The sequence below is a fragment of the Novosphingobium aeonii genome (genome assembly GCF_052279045.1).
GTDB lineage: Bacteria > Pseudomonadota > Alphaproteobacteria > Sphingomonadales > Sphingomonadaceae > Novosphingobium.
Map to the genome: position 1 here is coordinate 2,146,588 of NZ_CP176832.1, position 17,083 is coordinate 2,163,670.

The window sequence follows — 17,083 nt, forward strand, 5'->3', positions numbered from 1 at the left end:
CTTTCAAGACTTGAGAGACTTCAGGGGCGCACGCGCTTGTAGAACTGATATCCTGCACCGGCGGCAAGGCCGAGCGGGATCGATACGAACGGCAATACCGCGCCGGCCACCGCCCCCAACGCGCCCCAGACGAGCACCGGCTTGGTCGAAGGATGGTCGAGACCATCCTGGAGCATTCCGGCGATTTCATGGCGTGCATCGGTGATGAAGTCGCCATTGTCGTGGGGGCGGTTGGGGTCGGTCATGGCATCAGTCCTCGTAGATCGGGAAACGGTCACACAGGGCTTCAACGCGCGTGCGCACGTTCTGCTCCACCTGAGCGTCGCCCGCCTCGCCGCACTTGGCAAGGCCGTCCAGAACGTCGGCAACCATGTTGCCGATTTCGCGGAATTCTTCCGGACCGAAGCCGCGGGTGGTGCCGGCGGGCGAGCCCACGCGGATGCCGCTGGTCTTCATCGGCGGCAGCGGATCGAAGGGGATGCCGTTCTTGTTGCAGGTGATGCCCGCACGTTCCAGCGCCTCGTCCGCGTCCTTGCCGGTCACGCCCAGCGGCGAGAGGTCGATCAGGGCGAGGTGCGTGTCGGTGCCGCCCGAAACGATCGCGGCGCCGCGCTCCTTCAGGGTTTCGGCGAGGACCTTGGCGTTCTCGATCACGCGCGCGGCATAGTCCTTGAACTCGGGACGCAGCGCCTCACCGAAGGCCACGGCCTTGGCAGCGACGACGTGCATCAGTGGGCCGCCCTGAAGGCCGGGGAACACCGCCGAGTTGATCTTCTTGGCCAGCGCCTCGTCATTGGTGAGGATCATGCCGCCGCGCGGACCGCGCAGCGTCTTGTGCGTGGTGGTGGTGGCGATATGTGCGTGCGGGAAGGGCGAGGGGTGCAGGCCAGCGGCCACGAGGCCGGCGAAGTGCGCCATGTCGACCTGGAACAGGGCGCCCACGGCGTCTGCGATTTCACGCATGCGCTTGAAGTCGATCACGCGCGGATAGGCCGAGCCACCGGCGATGATCAGCTTGGGCTGGTGTTCCTTGGCCAGGGCCTCAACCTCATCGTAGTCGATCAGGTGGGTGTCCTTGGTCACGCCGTACTGCACGGCCTTGAACCACTTGCCAGAAAGCGCGGCGCGGGCGCCGTGCGTCAGGTGGCCGCCGGCATCGAGGCTCATGCCCATGATGGTGTCACCGGGCTTCACGGTGGCGAGCAGAACGGCGCCGTTGGCCTGCGCACCCGAGTGGGGCTGCACATTGGCGAAGCCGCAGTCGAACAGCTGCTTCGCGCGTTCGATGGCGAGCGTTTCGACTTCGTCCGAGGGCTCGCAACCCTGGTAGTAACGCTTGCCGGGGTAGCCTTCGGCGTACTTGTTGGTCAGCACCGATCCCTGCGCTTCGAGCACGGCCTTGGAGACGATGTTCTCCGAGGCGATCAGCTCGATCTGCTTGCGCTCGCGCTTGAGTTCGTGGCCGATGGCCTTGGCCACGGCGGGATCGCTTTGCGCGATGCTGTCGGTGAAGAAGCCGGGTGAACGGATGGCGGTTTCAACGGTCATGTTCTGAAAGCCCCTTCAGAAGGACGGATTGGAAAGTTTTTCGACGCGTCCGGCATGGCGGCCGCCGCCGAATTCGGTCGAAAGGAAGGCGTCGAGGCAGGCCTTGGCCATGTCGATCCCGGTCAGTCGTGCGCCCATGGCGATGCAGTTGGCATCGTTGTGCTCGCGCGCCAGCGCTGCGGAGAGCGGCTCGGAAACAAGCGCGCAGCGGCAGGCCGGGTCGCGGTTCACGGCAATCGAGATGCCGATGCCGGAGCCGCACAGAGCGACGCCGAACTGCACCGTGCCGTCAGCGACGACCGATGCGAGCTTGTAGCCGTAGTCGGGGTAATCGACGCGGTCAGCGGTTTCCGGGCCGAGGTCGGCCACTTCGTGACCTTGTTCGATGAGGTATTCGCGCAGTTCGGCCTTGAGGTCGACTGCGGCGTGGTCTGATGCAATCGCGATGCGCATGGAATCGGTTCGCCTGTCCTGGATGCGAGGATTCTTTCGCGCTCCCCTTAGTCGCGAGTTCGTCGCTTTGCCAGTCTTGCGCGCATCTGGAGTCGAAAGGGACTGGCGAGCGGTGAAGGACGTGGCATTGTCGGCCCGACTTGTTCCCGAAAATCAGGAGGATCGCGTGAAGAGCGGCAAATGGTTCCTTGTGGCATTGCTTCTCGCCGTGGGGCTGGCGATCCTGGGAACGACGCCGCCGAGACCCGCTCAGGTCACGGCAGCCGCCCGGGATTTCTCCGCCTTGCGGGCGATGGGCGATGTGGAGCGCATCGCCCGCGCGCCGCATCCCAGCGGATCGGCCGAACATGCGGCTTTGCGTGGCTACCTGATGCAGCGGCTTGGCGAACTGGGCCTGACGGTGCGCACGCAGGAAGGGACTTTTCCGGAGGACGCACGCCGGGGCCTGAATGCCCGCAGTGGCGGTAATGCCGCGCGCATCCCGTTGACGAATGTACTCGGCCTTCTGAGGGGATCCGAGCCGAACCTGCCCGCCGTGGCGCTGATGGCGCATTATGACAGTGTCTGGGGGTCTCCGGCTGCGGCCGACGATGGGGCGGGAGTTGCGTCGATCCTGGAGACCGTGCGTGCGCTCTCGCTGGACCGGGAGCGTCGGCGGGATGTCGTGGTGATTCTCACGGATGGGGAGGAATCCGGGCTGCTGGGGGCGAGGATGTTCTTTGCGCAGGCCCCTGAAGCGCGGCGGATCGGCGCGATCGTGAACCTGGAAACGCGCGGCGGTGGCGGCAAGGCGAATCTGTTCCAGACATCCGCGCTGAACGGCGATGTCGCGCGGCTCTGGGCGGATACGGCACCGCATCCGGCGGGTACGTCGCTGGCGACTTTCATTTACAGCGTCTTGCCTAACGATACCGATCTCTCGGTGGCGCTGCCGCATGGTTATCCGGCGTGGAACTTCGCCTTCATCGGAAGGCCGGGGCTTTATCATTCGCCGATGGCGACGGCCGACAGGCTCGACCGAGGCTCTCTTCAACAGATGGGGGAGCAGACCCTGGGACTTGCACGGGCCCTTGCCCGCAGCGCGGAACTGCCGGGCCGGGCGCCGGACGTGGTGTTCTTCGACGTTTTCGGCCTGTTCGTGGTGCATTATGCGGTCTGGTGGGGCTGGGTGATGCTGGCCGTGGGCTTCGTCGGCCATGGGCTGCTGTCGCTACGCCGGTTCGAGGGCAGGGCCTTCCTGGACGGTGCTGTGCGAATGCTTGGGCTTGTTCTGGTGACGGCGGGCGCGCTCTATCTGCTCAACCTGTTGTCCGGTGCGGATGGCCCGGTGAACTATTACGACCGCCTTGCTGCTATCCCGAGGCTCCAGATCGTGGCGTTTTGCGCCAGTGTGGCCGTCTTTGTACTCCTGCTGGGCCGCAAGCCGGACGGCGAGGCGGGGGAGGCCGGATTGGTGCTGCCCTTGCTTCTGGGCGGCACCGCGTTTCAGGCTTACGCTCCGTCAGCCGCCTATGTGCTTGCGGTGCCGCTGATGCTGGGAGGCGTAGTGGCGCTGCTGCGAGCGTTCGGGCTTGGCGGTCTGGCGCGGGCGGCGGGAGCGACCGTTGCAGGTGTGGTAACAGGCTACGCGCTCATGCTCGGCTATTCGCTGTTGCAGGCAGTGGGGCCGACGATGCCGATGGTGGCGGTTCTTCCGCTGGCGATCGCCGTTTGCGCATTGGTGCCGCTACGGCCTGCGCTACCTTTACGCGGTTCGCGGGTGCTGGCGGCACTGCTGCTGCTGATGGCCATCGGTGTTTCCCTGTGGGTGCGGCTGGATGCTCCAGCGGTCAGCATCGCGGCCTATTCGGACGCCAGGAAGAGCCACGGCAAGACCTGAGCGCTATTCGAAGAACTCGGGCGGCGGCTCGCGCAGGTTCCGCGCGCCGCGCATACCATGCAGGACCAACTTGCTGACCACGGCAGCCAGCGTGGCAATCGGGATGACAGCAAAGATACCCCGCTGCATCGATGCTCAAAGCCACGAAAGATGTCGCGAGAACGCTGGCCAGAAGGGCCAGGAGCATCAGGTAGCCTGCACGCTCACCCTTCTGCTGGGAGAAGCGAAAAGCGCAGGCGAAGGATGTCGCAAGGATTGCAGCAAGGAGCATGAGTAACGGAGGCGGCAGTGTGAGCAGGAAGGCGGGGCCGGCGATCCGCAGCACTGCCAGCAGGCCCATCAGGATCAACGATGGGAAAGTTATGCAGGCACCTGCGGCGCAGAGCGTTGCTTCGCGAGCGCCCGCTTCGCTGACAATATCGGTATCCCCGAAGGCCATGGCTTATCGTTCTTCCAACCGGGAGGGAGCATCAGGGGATGATGTCCATAAAAAAGAGCCCCGCCGAAGCGAGGCTCTTGTATCTTCGTGCAGTTGTTACTGATCGAGGAACGAGCGCATCTTGCGGCTGCGGCTCGGGTGCTTGAGCTTGCGCAGGGCCTTGGCTTCGATCTGGCGGATACGTTCGCGGGTAACCGAGAACTGCTGGCCGACTTCCTCAAGCGTATGGTCGGTGTTCATGCCGATGCCGAAGCGCATGCGCAGCACGCGTTCCTCACGCGGGGTGAGCGAGGCAAGGACGCGGGTCACCGTCTCCTTGAGGTTCGCCTGGATCGCCGCGTCCACCGGGATGATCGCGTTCTTGTCCTCGATGAAGTCACCCAGATGCGAATCTTCCTCGTCGCCGATCGGCGTTTCGAGCGAGATCGGCTCCTTGGCGATCTTCATCACCTTGCGCACCTTTTCGAGCGGCATGGACAGGCGCTCGGCCATTTCTTCCGGCGTGGGTTCGCGGCCCTGCTCGTGAAGGAACTGGCGGCTGGTGCGGACCAGCTTGTTGATCGTCTCGATCATGTGCACCGGGATGCGGATCGTGCGGGCCTGATCCGCGATCGAGCGCGTGATCGCCTGCCTGATCCACCAGGTGGCATATGTCGAGAACTTGTAGCCGCGGCGGTACTCGAACTTGTCGACCGCCTTCATCAGGCCGATGTTGCCTTCCTGGATGAGGTCCAGGAACTGAAGGCCGCGGTTGGTGTACTTCTTGGCGATCGAGATCACCAGACGCAGGTTCGCCTCGACCATTTCCTTCTTGGCGATGCGCGCCTCGCGCTCGCCCTTCTGGACCATGTTGACGATGCGGCGGAACTCGGGAAGCGCCATGCCGGTAGCGGCGGCGATGTCGGAGACTTCCGAACGGATGCGTTCGACCGGTTCGGCCTCGGCCTCGGCGAAGGCGGCCCACTTCTTGTCCTTCTTCGCCATGTCGGTGAGCCAGGTATCGTCCAGCTCGCGCCCAACATAGGTTTCGAGGAAGTCGGTACGCTTGACCTTGTGACGCTCGGCAAGGCGCAGCATCTGGCCGCCCAGCGTGGTGAGGCGGCGGTTGAAGGCATAGAGGTTGTCGACGAGATACTCGATCTTCGTCGCATGGAACTTCACCGATTCGACCTGCGCGGTGAGGTCTTCGCGAAGCTGCTGGTACTGGTCTTCCTTGGCGGCCGGGAAATCGATGCCCAGCGCCAGCGCGTCGAGGCGCTCGGACTGGAGGCGCTCGAAGGCTTGGAACAGCTCGGTGATGAGCATGAACTTCTCAAGCGCTTCGGGCTTGAGGGCCGCTTCCATCTGCGCGAGGCTGAGGGTGTTGTCTTCTTCCTCTTCCTCGGCTTCGCGCTTCGGAATGGGATTGCCGTCCTCGTCGACCTCGGAGGTTTCCTCCTCGACGTCGTCCTCGTCCTTGAAGGAGGGACCGGCGGTCTTTTCGCTGATCTCGCCGTCGTCGTCGCCTTCACTGTCTTCCGACAGGCTTTCGGGCGCGGGCTCCTTCGAAAGCATCGCGTCGAGATCGAGGATCTCGCGCAGTTGCATCTCGCCGTTGTTGAGCGCTTCCGACCACTGGATGATGGCGTGGAAGGTGATCGGGCTCTCGCACAGGCCCAGGATCATCATGTCGCGGCCGGATTCGATGCGCTTGGCGATGGCGATTTCGCCTTCGCGGCTGAGCAGTTCGACCGCGCCCATTTCGCGCAGATACATCCGCACCGGGTCGTCGGTGCGCTCGACGGTTTCCTTCTTCTTGGCGTCGACCACCATGCGGGGCGAGACATCGTCGGAATCCGATTCCTCGTTGTCGCGATCGTCGTCCTGCTGGCCTTCGGAATCCTCGTCGCTCTCGACAATGTTGACGCCCATTTCCGAGATCGCGGCCATGATGTCCTCGATCTGCTCGGAAGACATCTGGTCCTGCGGAAGAGCCTCGTTCAGTTCGTCGTAGGTGATCACACCCCGGCGTTTGGCACGGGCGATAAGCTTCTTGATCGCGCCTTCGTTGAGGTCGATCAGCGGTGCGTCAGTGCCGTCGTTGGTGTCGCCGGTGTTGTCGTTTTTGCTCATTCTTCGCCGTTATCCCCGTGCATTCACCCCAATTATAATATCAGGAAGAAGCCGCCTGTCTTGTCGCCATTTGCCTGAGGCGACTGTCAAATTCCAGCTTTCTCTTGAGTAGCCGCTGTTGATCGGCAAAAGCCTCGTCAGACAACTCGCTTTCGAACCGTGCCGTCGCTTGCGCCAGAGCGGCATCCAGAACCGGACGCTCCACCAGGAGATCAATTGCCTGGGCCAAATCCTCTGCCGCCTGATCCGCGCCTGTTCCGGAATTGAGGAAACCGAAGCGCAATCCTGAGTATTCTGCGGTGCCGGGGATCTCCAGGCCATTCTCGACCAATATGGTGGCCAAACGGGTGCTTTCAAGCGCTTCGTTCGTGTCGCAGCAATCGAGCAGCAAACCGAAGCGCGGATCGAGGCCGGGGGTCCGCGCGAGGGCTTCGGCGTGACGCCTGATCTGTGCCGGCCACTGGATCAGCCCGGCCACGACTGCCGCCGACAATGCATCGCGCGCGCCGCCGCCGATGGCCTTGCGGAGGCGTTCGAGGGATTCGGGGCTCGATTCGGGCTGCGGCGTCCATCGCCCTTTCTGGTTTCCGCGTTGGCCGGGGCGGAATGCGGGGCGATCCTGTTGCTGCCAGCGGTTCTCCCGCTTCGGGAAGGCGAATTCGGAATAGCGGTCCTGCAGTTCGCGCCTGTAAAGGCTGGCGATATCGGGGTTCTGGATCGCATCGACATGGGCCATGAGCCGGGCCTTGAGGCCGGCCTTGTCTTCCGGTGTGATAAGCGGCTGGGCATCGCGTTCCGCTTCCCACAGCACTTCGACAAGACTGCGGGCTTCGCCGAGCAGGTCTCCCATGGCTCGGGCGCCGCGCTGCCTGATGAGGTCGTCTGGGTCGAGCCCCTCGGGCAGGCGAACGATTCGCAGGCTATGGGCAGGGCGGAGCAGGGGCAGGGCGCGGGTGACGGCGCGCATGGCTGCGCGCTGGCCGGCGGCGTCGCCGTCGAAGCACAGGATCGGCGTTTCGACATGGCGCCAGAGCATCTCGATCTGTTGCTCGGTGAGTGCGGTGCCAAGCGGGGCGACGCATTCGCCGAAGCCTGCTGCGGCCAGCGCGATCACATCCATGTAGCCCTCGACCACCACCATCCGCCCCGACTGGCGGGCGGCCGGCGCGGCGCGGTGCAGATTGTAGAGGGTGCGGCCCTTGTCGAAAAGCGGCGTATCCGGGGAGTTCAGGTACTTGGGCGCATCCGTCTTGTCCTTGGCGAGGATGCGCCCGCCAAAGGCGATGACACGGCCGCGCGCATCCTCGATCGGCAGCATGAGCCGGCCGCGGAAACGGTCGTAAGGGTCGCGGTTCTCGACCTCGATGCGCAGGCCTGCCTCGACGAGCATGTCCTCGGGGAAGCGGCCCAGGGCTTCCTTCATCGCCTGCCGTCCCTCGGGCGCGAAGCCGAAGCCGAAGCGCTGGAGGGTATGAGCGTCGAAGCCGCGCGTTGCGAGATAGGCTTTTGCCGCCGCGCCGCCGGGCGCGGTCAGGTTCTGCACGAACCACGCCTGTGCCGCCGCCATCACGTCGTAAAGCGTGTCGCGCTTTTCGGCCGCCTTGGCTGCGCGCGGATCGGGCGCTGGCACATCCATCCCCGCTTCGGCCGCGAGTTCCTTGACCGCGTCCATGAACGACAGGCCCTGATGGTCTGTCATCCAGCGGATCGCATCTCCATGTGCGCCGCAGCCGAAGCAGTGATAGAAGCCTTTTTCGTCGTTGACGGTAAAGCTTGGAGACTTCTCGTTGTGGAAGGGGCAGCAGGCCTTGAACTCACGCCCCGCCTTCTGAAGGCGCGTGGAGCGACCGATCAGCGCCGAAAGCGTCGTCCGGGCGCGGAGCTGGTCAAGCCATTGAGGGGTAAGCACGGTCCTGCCGCCCGGTTTCGTGTCAGCTCAGGCCAGCGCCGCCTTCACCCAGCCCGAAGCCTTGCCCATGTCGAGCTGCGAGCCGTGGCGGGCCTTGAGCGCGGCGACGACCTTGCCCATGTCCTTCATGCTCTCGGCGCCGACTTCGGCCTTGATGGCGTCGATCAGGGCCTTGGTCTCTTCCTCGGAGAGCTGGGCGGGCAGGAAGGTCTCGATCACGTCCAGTTCGGCCTTCTCTTCGGCGGCCTTCTCGGGGCGGCCGCCTTCTTCGAAGAGCTGGATCGATTCGCGGCGCTGCTTCACCATTTTCTGGAGCACGTCGATGATCATGGCATCGTCGTCCGGGAGGGAATCGGCGGTGCGCAGTTCGATGTCGCGGTCCTTGATCTTGGCAAGGATGAGGCGAACCGCTGCAAGGCGCGGCTTGTCGCCCGCTTTCATCGCAGTGATCTGGGCGGCCTTGATCGAATCACGAAGCATTGGTTTCCTGCTGTTCTGATAGGTTTTGGGGAGTGTCGTGGCGCAAAACTAGCAAGTCGTGCGCCAAATTGCACCCTTGCCGCCTTGACGCGGTGCACAACCCTCTCTAGCGGGCAGGCCTTAGCACACATAGTCAGAAACGCCGTCAACGGAGCGACCCACCATGGCCGACGCCGCATATACGCTTGCGCCCAAACCTGAAGGGGCGACAGGCGTTCTCGTCCTGAGCGATGGACACGTGGTCTGGGGCCGCGGCTTCGGAGCCGTGGGCGAAGCAGTCGGAGAAGTCTGCTTCAACACCGCGATGACCGGTTATCAGGAAGTGATGACCGATCCGTCCTACGCGGGCCAGATCGTTACTTTCACGTTTCCCCACATCGGCAATGTCGGCGTCAACGACGAAGACCTTGAATCCAAGGTCGACGGCGCGGTCGGCTGCGTCGTTCGCGAGGACGTGACGCCGTCTTCTAACTTCCGCTCGGCGGGCGAGTTCGGTGACTGGCTTGCCGCCAAGGGCAAGGTCGGGCTCGCCGGGGTCGACACCCGCGCGCTGACCCGCCGCATCCGCCTTCAGGGCGCGCCGAACGCGGTGATCGCCCACAACCCCGAAGGCGAGTTCGACATTCCCGCGCTGATCAAGCGCGCGCAGGAATGGCCGGGCCTCGAAGGCATGGACCTTGCCAAGATCGTCAGCCGCGAAATCCAGGAGGGCTGGGAAGGCTCGACCTGGGAACTCGGCCAGGGCTTCGGCGCCGGGGAAGGCGAAACCCGCCCGCACGTCGTCGCCATCGACTACGGCGCCAAGGACAATATCTTCCGCAACCTCGTGAAGGCCGGCGCCCGCGTGACCGTCGTTCCCGCCGAGACTTCGCTCGACGCGATCCTCGCGCTTGAGCCCAAGGGCGTGTTCCTCTCGAACGGCCCGGGCGATCCGGCGGCGACCGGCGAATATGCCGTTCCGGTGATCCGCGCGCTGCTGGAGCGCGACGTGCCGATCTTCGGCATCTGCCTCGGTCACCAGATGCTCGGCCTCGCGGCCGGCGCCAGGACCTCGAAGATGCACCAGGGCCACCGTGGCGCCAACCATCCTGTGAAGCGCTTGGACGACGCCGTCGTCGAGATTACCTCGATGAACCACGGCTTCGCGGTCGACAACCAGACGCTGCCCGACAATGTCGAGGAAACCCACGTTTCGCTGTTCGACGGTTCGAACTGCGGCATCTCCATCAAGGGGAAGAAGGCCTTCGGCGTGCAGTATCACCCCGAAGCCAGCCCCGGTCCGCAGGACAGCTTCTACCTCTTCGAGAAGTTCGTGGGTATGCTGGCCTGATGGGTATAACGGGTCGGTCTCTCTTCGCGGCGTTCGCGCCGCGCCCCGCATCGGCGATCATTGCCGGTGCGGACCAGCGAGTTTTCGACCCGCCAGCACAGTTTGCCTATGCAGTCGAGTGTCCGGCCTTAGCGGCCGGAGCCCATGCAAAGCAAGGTGATGCCCAATGACCGACCTTATCGACCACATGCTCGCTTACTATATTGCCGGACAGGCTGCCGAACTCACGGTTGCGCCGCGTTTCTACCCTTACGGTGAATTGCAGCTCATCTTCGAGGACAAGGTCTCGGTCGCCGTTCGCAAGTTCGGCCCCAAGGTGCGCAAGCACGCCAAGGAAGCCGGCAAGGTCTTCATCGACCGGATGCTCGAAACGGGTGCCTGGTCGACCACAGAGGGCGAGTATGGCGGTTCGATGCACCAGTTTCAGGCTGACCGATACCGCGCGGTGATCCGCGAGGAGCAGGACAGCAACCCGATCATTCTCAAAGCCAAGGCCGAAGGCCCAGATTACTGGGACAAGGCGTTTGGCGAACTGGTGGCCTAGGCCGCCAGTCCGACATACAAGACACACAGGACACCCCAGGACAGCCCATGCCCAAGCGCACAGACATCTCCTCGATCCTCGTCATCGGCGCCGGCCCGATCATCATCGGCCAGGCCTGCGAATTCGACTATTCGGGAACGCAGGCGATCAAGGCGCTCAAGGAAGAGGGCTACCGGGTCGTCCTGGTGAACTCCAACCCGGCGACGATCATGACCGACCCGGACATGGCCGACGCCACTTATGTCGAGCCGATCACCCCGGAAGTGGTCGCCAAGATCATCGAGAAGGAGCGCCCGGATGCGGTGCTCCCGACGATGGGCGGTCAGACCGCACTGAACTGCGCGCTGGCGCTGTTCAACGACGGAACGCTGGAGAAGTTCGGCGTCCAGATGATCGGCGCCGACGCCGACGCCATCGACAAGGCCGAGGATCGTCAGCGTTTCCGCGACGCGATGGATAAGATCGGCCTCAATTCGGCCCGCTCGGGCGTGGCTCACACCATGGACGAAGCCTTCGCGGTGCTCGAACGCACCGGGCTGCCTTCGATCATCCGTCCCAGCTTCACGATGGGCGGCACCGGCGGCGGCATCGCCTACAACAAGGCCGAGTTCGAGACGATCGTCCGCTCCGGCCTCGACGCTTCCCCGACCACCGAGGTCCTTATCGAGGAATCGCTGCTCGGCTGGAAGGAGTATGAGATGGAGGTCGTGCGCGACAAGCACGACAACTGCATCATCATCTGCTCGATCGAAAACGTCGATCCCATGGGTGTCCACACGGGCGACTCCATCACTGTCGCGCCGGCGCTGACGCTGACCGACAAGGAATACCAGATCATGCGCAACGCCTCGATCGAGGTGCTGCGCGAGATCGGCGTGGAAACCGGCGGTTCGAACGTGCAGTTCGCGGTCAATCCGAAGGACGGCCGCCTGATCGTCATCGAGATGAACCCGCGCGTTTCGCGCTCGTCGGCGCTGGCTTCGAAGGCCACCGGCTTCCCGATCGCGCGCGTCGCGGCGAAGCTGGCCGTGGGCTACACGCTCGACGAGATCATGAACGAGATCACCGGCGCCACGCCGGCCGCGTTCGAGCCGACCATCGACTACGTCGTCACCAAGATCCCGCGCTTCGCCTTCGAGAAGTTCAAGGGCGCCAAGAATGACCTCACCACCGCGATGAAGTCGGTCGGCGAAGTCATGGCGATCGGCCGCAACATCAAGGAATCGATGCAGAAGGCCCTGCGCGGTCTCGAAACCGGCCTTGACGGTTTCAACCGCGTGGTCGAGCTGGAAGGCGCGGGCCGCGACGTGATCACCGCTGCCCTGTCCCGTGCGACGCCGGAGCGTCTGCTGCATGTCGCGCAGGCCTTCCGCGAAGGCTTCACCGTCGATGAGATCCACGCGATCGCGCACTACGACAAGTGGTTCCTGCGTCACATCGAAGAGATCATCGCCGAAGAGGCGAATATCATGAAGAACGGCCTGCCGGTCGATGCGCAGGGTCTGCGCCGCGTCAAGGCGATGGGCTTCTCGGACAAGCGCCTTGCCACGCTGGCTGTGCGTTCGGTTGGCGTCGCGGGCGGCATGGGCGAGACCCAGGCCAAGCGCTCGGGCCTGCTGCACGACGCGCTGCGCGCCATGGCCGGCGCCACCAGCGAGGACGAGGTGCGCGCACTGCGCACCAAGCTGGGCGTCCACCCGGTATTCAAGCGCATCGATTCCTGCGCGGCCGAGTTCGAGGCGGTGACGCCCTACATGTACTCGACTTATGAAGCCCCGATCTTCGGTGAGCCCGAGAACGAGGCCAATCCGTCGGATCGCCGCAAGGTCGTGATTCTCGGCGGCGGTCCCAACCGCATCGGCCAGGGGATCGAGTTCGACTACTGCTGCGTCCACGCCTGCTTCGCGCTTGCCGAAGTCGGCTACGAGACGATCATGGTGAACTGCAACCCCGAGACCGTCTCGACCGACTACGACACCTCGGACCGCCTCTATTTCGAGCCACTCACCGGCGAGGACGTGCTGGAAATCCTGCGCGTCGAACAGTCGAAGGGCGAGCTCGTCGGCGTTATCGTGCAGTTCGGCGGCCAGACCCCGCTCAAGCTGGCGCAAGCGCTGGAAGACGCCGGCATTCCGATCCTCGGAACCTCGCCCGACGCGATCGACCTTGCCGAAGACCGCGAGCGGTTCTCGGCGCTGGTCGAGAAGCTGGGCCTCAAGCAGCCGGCCAACGGCATCGCCCGCAGCCGTGACGAAGCTGTCGCCGTTGCCAATCGCATCGGCTACCCGGTTCTCATGCGTCCCAGCTACGTGCTCGGCGGCCGCGCCATGGAGATCGTCGACAGCGAACAGCAGCTCGACGACTACATCGCCACCGCCGTTCAGGTCTCGGGCGACAGCCCGGTGCTGATCGACCAGTACCTGCGCGACGCCATCGAGTGCGACGTCGATGCGCTTTGCGATGGTGACCAGGTCGTCGTCGCTGGCGTCATGCAGCATATCGAGGAAGCGGGCATCCACTCGGGCGACAGCGCCTGCTCGCTGCCGCCCTACAGCCTGCCTGCCGAAATCATCGCCGAGATGGAGCGCCAGGCTGAAGCACTGGCCTTCGGGCTCAGCGTACGCGGCCTGATGAACATCCAGTTCGCGGTGAAGGACGGCGAGGTCTACCTCATCGAAGTGAACCCGCGTGCCTCGCGCACCGTGCCCTTCGTCGCCAAGGCGCTGGGGCAGCCGGTCGCCAAGATCGCCTCGCGCATCATGGCCGGCGAAAAGCTGGCAGACTTCCCGCCGTTCAAGCGTGACCTGCCTTATGTGGCGGTCAAGGAAGCGGTCTTCCCCTTCGCGCGCTTCCCGGGCGTCGATCCGGTGCTGAGCCCCGAAATGAAGTCGACCGGCGAAGTCATGGGCATCGATGCCGACTTCCCGCGCGCTTTCCTCAAGGCCCAGCTTGGGGCCAGCATGCGCCTGCCCGACAGCGGTCTCGTCTTCGTTTCGGTGAAGGACAGCGACAAGCCGGTCATCCTTCCGGCGGTCCAGATCCTGGTGAAGGAGGGCTTCCGCATCATCGCCACGTCAGGCACGCACAAGTACCTGACCGAAGCCGGCCTGCCGGTGGAACTGGTCAACAAGGTTGCCGAAGGACGTCCGCACATCGTCGACAAGATCGTGGATGGCGACATTGCGCTGATCTTCAACACGACCGAAGGTTGGCAGAGCCTGAAGGACTCGCAATCGATCCGCGGATCCGCGCTTACCGGCAAGGTGCCGTACTTCACGACAGCGGCCGCCAGCGTCGCTGCTGCACAGGCAATTTCTGCGCAAAGCGGGAGCCAGCTTGAAGTGCGTTCGTTGCAGGATTATTATAGCTGAAATCGATCTAGCCTCCCCACATCGCTGCAGATCGGCCCAGTCCCCGGGAATATCCTGTGGGACGGGACAGGAAACTAGTCTCCCTCGACTGGTTTCGCGGAGCGGGGAGGCAGCAGGAAGGAAGTAATTGATGGCCAGTATCGAAAAGCTCCCCATGCTCGCCGAGGGGTATGAGAAGCTGACCGCCGAGATCAAGGCGCTGCGTGAAGAGCGCCCCCGGATCGTCGATGCGATCGAGGAAGCGCGTGCCCACGGCGATCTCTCGGAAAATGCCGAGTATCACGCCGCAAAGGAACGCCAGGGCCAGGTCGAAGCAACGATCGCCGATCTCGAAGACAAGATCACCCGTGCCCAGATCGTCGATCCGGCCACGCTTTCCAGCGACAAGATCATCTTCGGCGCCACAGTCACGCTACTCGACGAGGACGACAAGCCGGTGAAGTACCAGATCGTCGGTCCTTATGAAGCGGATGCCCGGGTAGGCCGCATCAGCTACAATTCGCCGCTCGGCAAGGCGCTTATCGGTCGCAAGATCGAAGAAGAAGTCGAAGTGACAGTGCCATCGGGCGACAAGTTCTACCTCGTGCAGAAGATCGAGTTCATTTGAACCGATCTATCTGACAAGAGCAAAGAAAAGGCCGGCGGAAGCCGGCCTTTTTCGTTTCTGCTCTGGCCCGGAAGTCAAACCGGGAAGCCGTTCAGGCTTCCGATTGGTCTGGCTGAAGCAGGCGGTGCAGGTGGACGATCACGTACTTCATTTCCGCATCATCGACCGTGCGATGAGCGGCCGAGCGCCATGCATCCTCGGCCGAGGCGTAGTCGGGATAGACGCCGACCAGGTCGAGGGCGCTGAGGTCGGAGAATTCAAGGCTGCGCGGGTCTGTGACCCGGCCGCCCATCACGAGGTGAAGCTTCTGCATGGGACCGCTTTCGTGAGTGGGAGAGATGCGGTCCCATACTTTTTGCCGGGGGACAGGGCAAGAGCGGATCGTGAGGGCGATCCGCTCTTATTCATGATATTGAAAACCAATAGCAAGAACCTGCGTTCAGTGGGAGAGGCGCTGGGCGACTCCGCTCACGATATCCGCGAGCTTGTGCGAACGGGTACTTGCGGTCTCGCTGGCCGAATGCCCCAATTTCTGCGCCTGACGCGCTGCAGCTTCGCCCGCTTCGCTGACGCGCTTGGCGGAAGCCCGTCCGAGCGCGCTCGCCGCCGCTAGTGCTGCCATGCCGTATTTCTCAAGTCGCTCGGCAGCAATTTCACCGCTCTTTTCGGCGCGATCGGCAAGAGTTCCAGCCTGCTTGCGCGCGCCGGAGCGGAGATCATTGGCCCTAGTTGCGGCTTCCTTGCCAAGAAGCGCGGTCGCAGCACCCGCAGCTTCGGCAAGGTGCGCCGTTCGCGAGAGTACGCCGCGAGTCATTCGCCGGGGCAGTAGGGCACTTACCAGTACGCCTGCGGCAACGCCGCCTGCAACCACGAGGACGGGGTGCCGCTTCACGAAACTGACCAGTTTCTCCGACGGACGTTCGTCCCGCCGGGGCGCCAGCGCCACGACCTGACCTATGTTTCCATCGGTGGCCGAGGTCGCCGGAATGGAGGGAGTGGTCTTTTCAGTCTTGCTCACCGTCGGACTCCTTGTTCCGGTGTCTGCCCGAACCGAACAGTCGTTCGATCCCGGCCATGATCGGGTTACGCAAAAACCAAAGCACCAGCGCTGTGAAGGTTCCGCCCGCCGCGACGGGATGCTCCTCCACGACGGCGACTGCCTCGTCGAGCATGTCGGCGACATGCCCGGCGGCTTCGTCGAGGACACGGCCGGCAAGGCCGCGCGATTCGAAATCGGCCTTGAGGGCGCCGTATCTCGTGTCGAAGGTGGCCTTGGCCGCGTCGCGCGCACCGCGGTCTTCGATCAGTTGCTGAATGAGCCTGCTCATTCGGCCGCTCCCTTCTCGGAAAGGAGTGCTTTCATGCGCCTCATGCGGTTTCGCGCCGAAAGGCCGCACATCGCAGCTATGACAATGACGACGAGGGGAACGAGGAGCATTGCCAGCCACGGACCTACAAGCGTGCCCACCGCGATCACGGCGCCGAGTACGAGCCCCATGAGTGCGAAGAACACGAGGCCCGCCGCCAGCAGGCCGAGCATCGCGATCGCGCGCGCCTCTGCTCCGGCATAAGCGGCGCGGCTCTTCTGATAGGCCAGTTCCGCCTGCGCGAAAGTGCGCGCTTCGGAGGCGAGCAGGCGCAAGTCCTGAGCGAGGGAAAGGTCCTCGTCCTCCCGAAGGGAGGAAGCGAGGTTCACCGGGGTGTCGAGCATCGTCGTGCGAACGATAGGCGCTTACTTGCCGCTCTTGAAAAGTCGGCCGAACAGGAAGCCCGCAGCCACTGCCACGCCGATGGCGACGCCGGGGCTCTTTCGCACGAATTCCTTGGCTTCTTCCCCGAGTTCGTCGAGAGACTTCTCGTCGAGCCGTGCGGCGGCATCGGCCATCGACTTGGATGCCGTGCGGGCATAATCGCCGTACTTGGGGCCAACCTTCTCGTCGATCAGGCCGGCGTTATCGTCGATCACCTTGGAAAGGCCGACAATGGCCTGGCTGGTCTTTGCCTTGCCCTGGTTGGCGAGGTCCGCGGCCTTGATCTTTGCGTCACCCGCAAATGCACTGGCTTTTGCGGAGGCCTCATCGGAGCGGACCTTTGCTTCGCTCGACCATTCGCTCTTCGCCTTGTTCAGCTTTTCAAGGCATCCCTCGGCCGCGACCTGGGCTTCCTTGCCAAGTGCCTGAGCACCAGCCTTGGCTTCCTCGACGGCCTTGGTGAAGTGGCTCTTGGCGTTTTCGGTGCCGTTTCCGGTGCTGGTGTTCGGTTCGGACATGGCGAATTCCTTCCTTGCTGACCGTTACGCCGTTTTACCCGCGTGCAGGCGATGTGCATTCAGAGTAACACAACTTGCTGTCGATATTGCAACGCAACTTGTCAGGCGTGGTTCCCCTGCTAAGACGCCCGGCATGAGCGCG

The 17,083-nt window shown here is 63.7% G+C and carries 17 protein-coding genes; 5 read left to right on the plus strand and 12 right to left on the minus strand.

Features of this window, described 5'->3' with window-relative positions; translation table 11 throughout:
• Window positions 1-20: 20 nt before the first annotated feature.
• From ACLIMP_RS10500 to rpiB, 3 genes are read right to left on the minus strand one after another with little or no spacing between them, the layout of a single operon-like run.
• Window positions 21-245, minus strand: a complete 225-nt coding sequence (locus ACLIMP_RS10500) for a hypothetical protein (protein ID WP_054441713.1) — start codon at window positions 243-245, stop codon at window positions 21-23.
• Between the two features lie 4 nt (window positions 246-249).
• A complete protein-coding gene (gene glyA / locus ACLIMP_RS10505; RefSeq protein ID WP_132468771.1) occupies window positions 250-1,548 on the minus strand; it encodes a serine hydroxymethyltransferase in 1,299 nt (432 codons plus the stop codon).
• A gap of 15 nt (window positions 1,549-1,563) precedes the next feature.
• Window positions 1,564-2,001 (minus strand): ribose 5-phosphate isomerase B, encoded by a 438-nt coding sequence (gene rpiB / locus ACLIMP_RS10510; protein ID WP_185997482.1) that lies wholly within the window; start codon window positions 1,999-2,001, stop codon window positions 1,564-1,566.
• Between the two features lie 166 nt (window positions 2,002-2,167).
• Between rpiB and ACLIMP_RS10515 the strand changes: the two genes are divergently transcribed.
• A complete protein-coding gene (locus ACLIMP_RS10515; protein WP_324694941.1) occupies window positions 2,168-3,880 on the plus strand; it encodes a M28 family peptidase in 1,713 nt (570 codons plus the stop codon).
• Between the two features lie 3 nt (window positions 3,881-3,883).
• Here the strand turns inward: ACLIMP_RS10515 and ACLIMP_RS10520 are convergent, their stop codons facing one another.
• The 4 genes from ACLIMP_RS10520 to ACLIMP_RS10535 all read right to left on the minus strand — a co-directional run bounded on the left by ACLIMP_RS10520 (window position 3,884) and on the right by ACLIMP_RS10535 (window position 8,820).
• Window positions 3,884-4,009 carry a hypothetical protein gene (locus ACLIMP_RS10520; RefSeq protein ID WP_443477830.1) on the minus strand — a complete coding sequence of 42 codons (126 nt, stop codon included), beginning with the start codon at window positions 4,007-4,009 and terminating at the stop codon, window positions 3,884-3,886.
• Window positions 4,010-4,415: 406 nt separating this feature from the next.
• Window positions 4,416-6,431 (minus strand): RNA polymerase sigma factor RpoD, encoded by a 2,016-nt coding sequence (rpoD, locus tag ACLIMP_RS10525; protein WP_324694945.1) that lies wholly within the window; start codon window positions 6,429-6,431, stop codon window positions 4,416-4,418.
• 40 nt (window positions 6,432-6,471) lie between these two features.
• Complete coding sequence (gene dnaG, locus ACLIMP_RS10530; protein WP_324694947.1) at window positions 6,472-8,340, minus strand: DNA primase; 1,869 nt, start codon at window positions 8,338-8,340, stop codon at window positions 6,472-6,474.
• A 27-nt stretch (window positions 8,341-8,367) separates the two neighbouring features.
• Window positions 8,368-8,820 carry a GatB/YqeY domain-containing protein gene (locus tag ACLIMP_RS10535; RefSeq protein WP_185997479.1) on the minus strand — a complete coding sequence of 151 codons (453 nt, stop codon included), beginning with the start codon at window positions 8,818-8,820 and terminating at the stop codon, window positions 8,368-8,370.
• A 163-nt stretch (window positions 8,821-8,983) separates the two neighbouring features.
• Here ACLIMP_RS10535 and carA point away from each other — a divergent pair, with 163 nt between their 5' ends.
• From carA to greA, 4 genes are all read left to right on the plus strand, one after another.
• Complete coding sequence (gene carA, locus ACLIMP_RS10540; protein ID WP_324694951.1) at window positions 8,984-10,150, plus strand: glutamine-hydrolyzing carbamoyl-phosphate synthase small subunit; 1,167 nt, start codon at window positions 8,984-8,986, stop codon at window positions 10,148-10,150.
• A 166-nt stretch (window positions 10,151-10,316) separates the two neighbouring features.
• A complete protein-coding gene (locus tag ACLIMP_RS10545) occupies window positions 10,317-10,694 on the plus strand; it encodes a hypothetical protein (protein WP_054435711.1) in 378 nt (125 codons plus the stop codon).
• A 47-nt stretch (window positions 10,695-10,741) separates the two neighbouring features.
• Window positions 10,742-14,065, plus strand: a complete 3,324-nt coding sequence (gene carB, locus ACLIMP_RS10550) for a carbamoyl-phosphate synthase large subunit (RefSeq protein ID WP_054435709.1) — start codon at window positions 10,742-10,744, stop codon at window positions 14,063-14,065.
• A 130-nt stretch (window positions 14,066-14,195) separates the two neighbouring features.
• Window positions 14,196-14,672: a transcription elongation factor GreA gene (gene greA / locus ACLIMP_RS10555; protein ID WP_054435707.1), complete on the plus strand. Its 477-nt coding sequence runs from the start codon at window positions 14,196-14,198 to the stop codon at window positions 14,670-14,672.
• A 91-nt stretch (window positions 14,673-14,763) separates the two neighbouring features.
• Here greA and ACLIMP_RS10560 read toward each other — a convergent pair whose 3' ends face one another.
• The 5 genes from ACLIMP_RS10560 to ACLIMP_RS10580 all read right to left on the minus strand — a co-directional run bounded on the left by ACLIMP_RS10560 (window position 14,764) and on the right by ACLIMP_RS10580 (window position 16,941).
• Window positions 14,764-14,985 carry a DUF4170 domain-containing protein gene (locus ACLIMP_RS10560; protein WP_054435705.1) on the minus strand — a complete coding sequence of 74 codons (222 nt, stop codon included), beginning with the start codon at window positions 14,983-14,985 and terminating at the stop codon, window positions 14,764-14,766.
• A gap of 126 nt (window positions 14,986-15,111) precedes the next feature.
• Window positions 15,112-15,690, minus strand: a complete 579-nt coding sequence (locus tag ACLIMP_RS10565) for a hypothetical protein (RefSeq protein ID WP_197282925.1) — start codon at window positions 15,688-15,690, stop codon at window positions 15,112-15,114.
• Entirely contained in the window at window positions 15,677-16,000 is a 324-nt protein-coding gene (locus ACLIMP_RS10570) for a hypothetical protein (protein WP_185997476.1), read from the minus strand. Before ACLIMP_RS10570 ends, ACLIMP_RS10565 begins: the two co-directional genes overlap by 14 nt.
• Complete coding sequence (locus ACLIMP_RS10575) at window positions 15,997-16,383, minus strand: phage holin family protein (RefSeq protein WP_324694960.1); 387 nt, start codon at window positions 16,381-16,383, stop codon at window positions 15,997-15,999. The genes ACLIMP_RS10570 and ACLIMP_RS10575 overlap by 4 nt, the downstream gene beginning before the upstream one ends.
• A 21-nt stretch (window positions 16,384-16,404) precedes the next feature.
• Window positions 16,405-16,941, minus strand: coding sequence for a hypothetical protein (locus ACLIMP_RS10580; RefSeq protein WP_185997474.1), 537 nt, complete (start codon window positions 16,939-16,941; stop codon window positions 16,405-16,407).
• Window positions 16,942-17,083: the final 142 nt, after the last annotated feature.

Coding starts and splice junctions, on each gene's coding strand:
- ACLIMP_RS10500 (WP_054441713.1), bottom strand. CDS start 245: ATGACCGACCCCAACCGCCCCCACGACAATGGCGACTTCATCACCGAT.
- glyA (WP_132468771.1), bottom strand. CDS start 1,548: ATGACCGTTGAAACCGCCATCCGTTCACCCGGCTTCTTCACCGACAGC.
- rpiB (WP_185997482.1), bottom strand. CDS start 2,001: ATGCGCATCGCGATTGCATCAGACCACGCCGCAGTCGACCTCAAGGCC.
- ACLIMP_RS10520 (WP_443477830.1), bottom strand. CDS start 4,009: ATGCAGCGGGGTATCTTTGCTGTCATCCCGATTGCCACGCTGGCTGCC.
- rpoD (WP_324694945.1), bottom strand. CDS start 6,431: ATGAGCAAAAACGACAACACCGGCGACACCAACGACGGCACTGACGCA.
- ACLIMP_RS10535 (WP_185997479.1), bottom strand. CDS start 8,820: ATGCTTCGTGATTCGATCAAGGCCGCCCAGATCACTGCGATGAAAGCG.
- carA (WP_324694951.1), top strand. CDS start 8,984: ATGGCCGACGCCGCATATACGCTTGCGCCCAAACCTGAAGGGGCGACA.
- ACLIMP_RS10545 (WP_054435711.1), top strand. CDS start 10,317: ATGACCGACCTTATCGACCACATGCTCGCTTACTATATTGCCGGACAG.
- carB (WP_054435709.1), top strand. CDS start 10,742: ATGCCCAAGCGCACAGACATCTCCTCGATCCTCGTCATCGGCGCCGGC.
- greA (WP_054435707.1), top strand. CDS start 14,196: ATGGCCAGTATCGAAAAGCTCCCCATGCTCGCCGAGGGGTATGAGAAG.
- ACLIMP_RS10560 (WP_054435705.1), bottom strand. CDS start 14,985: ATGCAGAAGCTTCACCTCGTGATGGGCGGCCGGGTCACAGACCCGCGC.
- ACLIMP_RS10570 (WP_185997476.1), bottom strand. CDS start 16,000: ATGAGCAGGCTCATTCAGCAACTGATCGAAGACCGCGGTGCGCGCGAC.
- ACLIMP_RS10575 (WP_324694960.1), bottom strand. CDS start 16,383: ATGCTCGACACCCCGGTGAACCTCGCTTCCTCCCTTCGGGAGGACGAG.
- ACLIMP_RS10580 (WP_185997474.1), bottom strand. CDS start 16,941: ATGTCCGAACCGAACACCAGCACCGGAAACGGCACCGAAAACGCCAAG.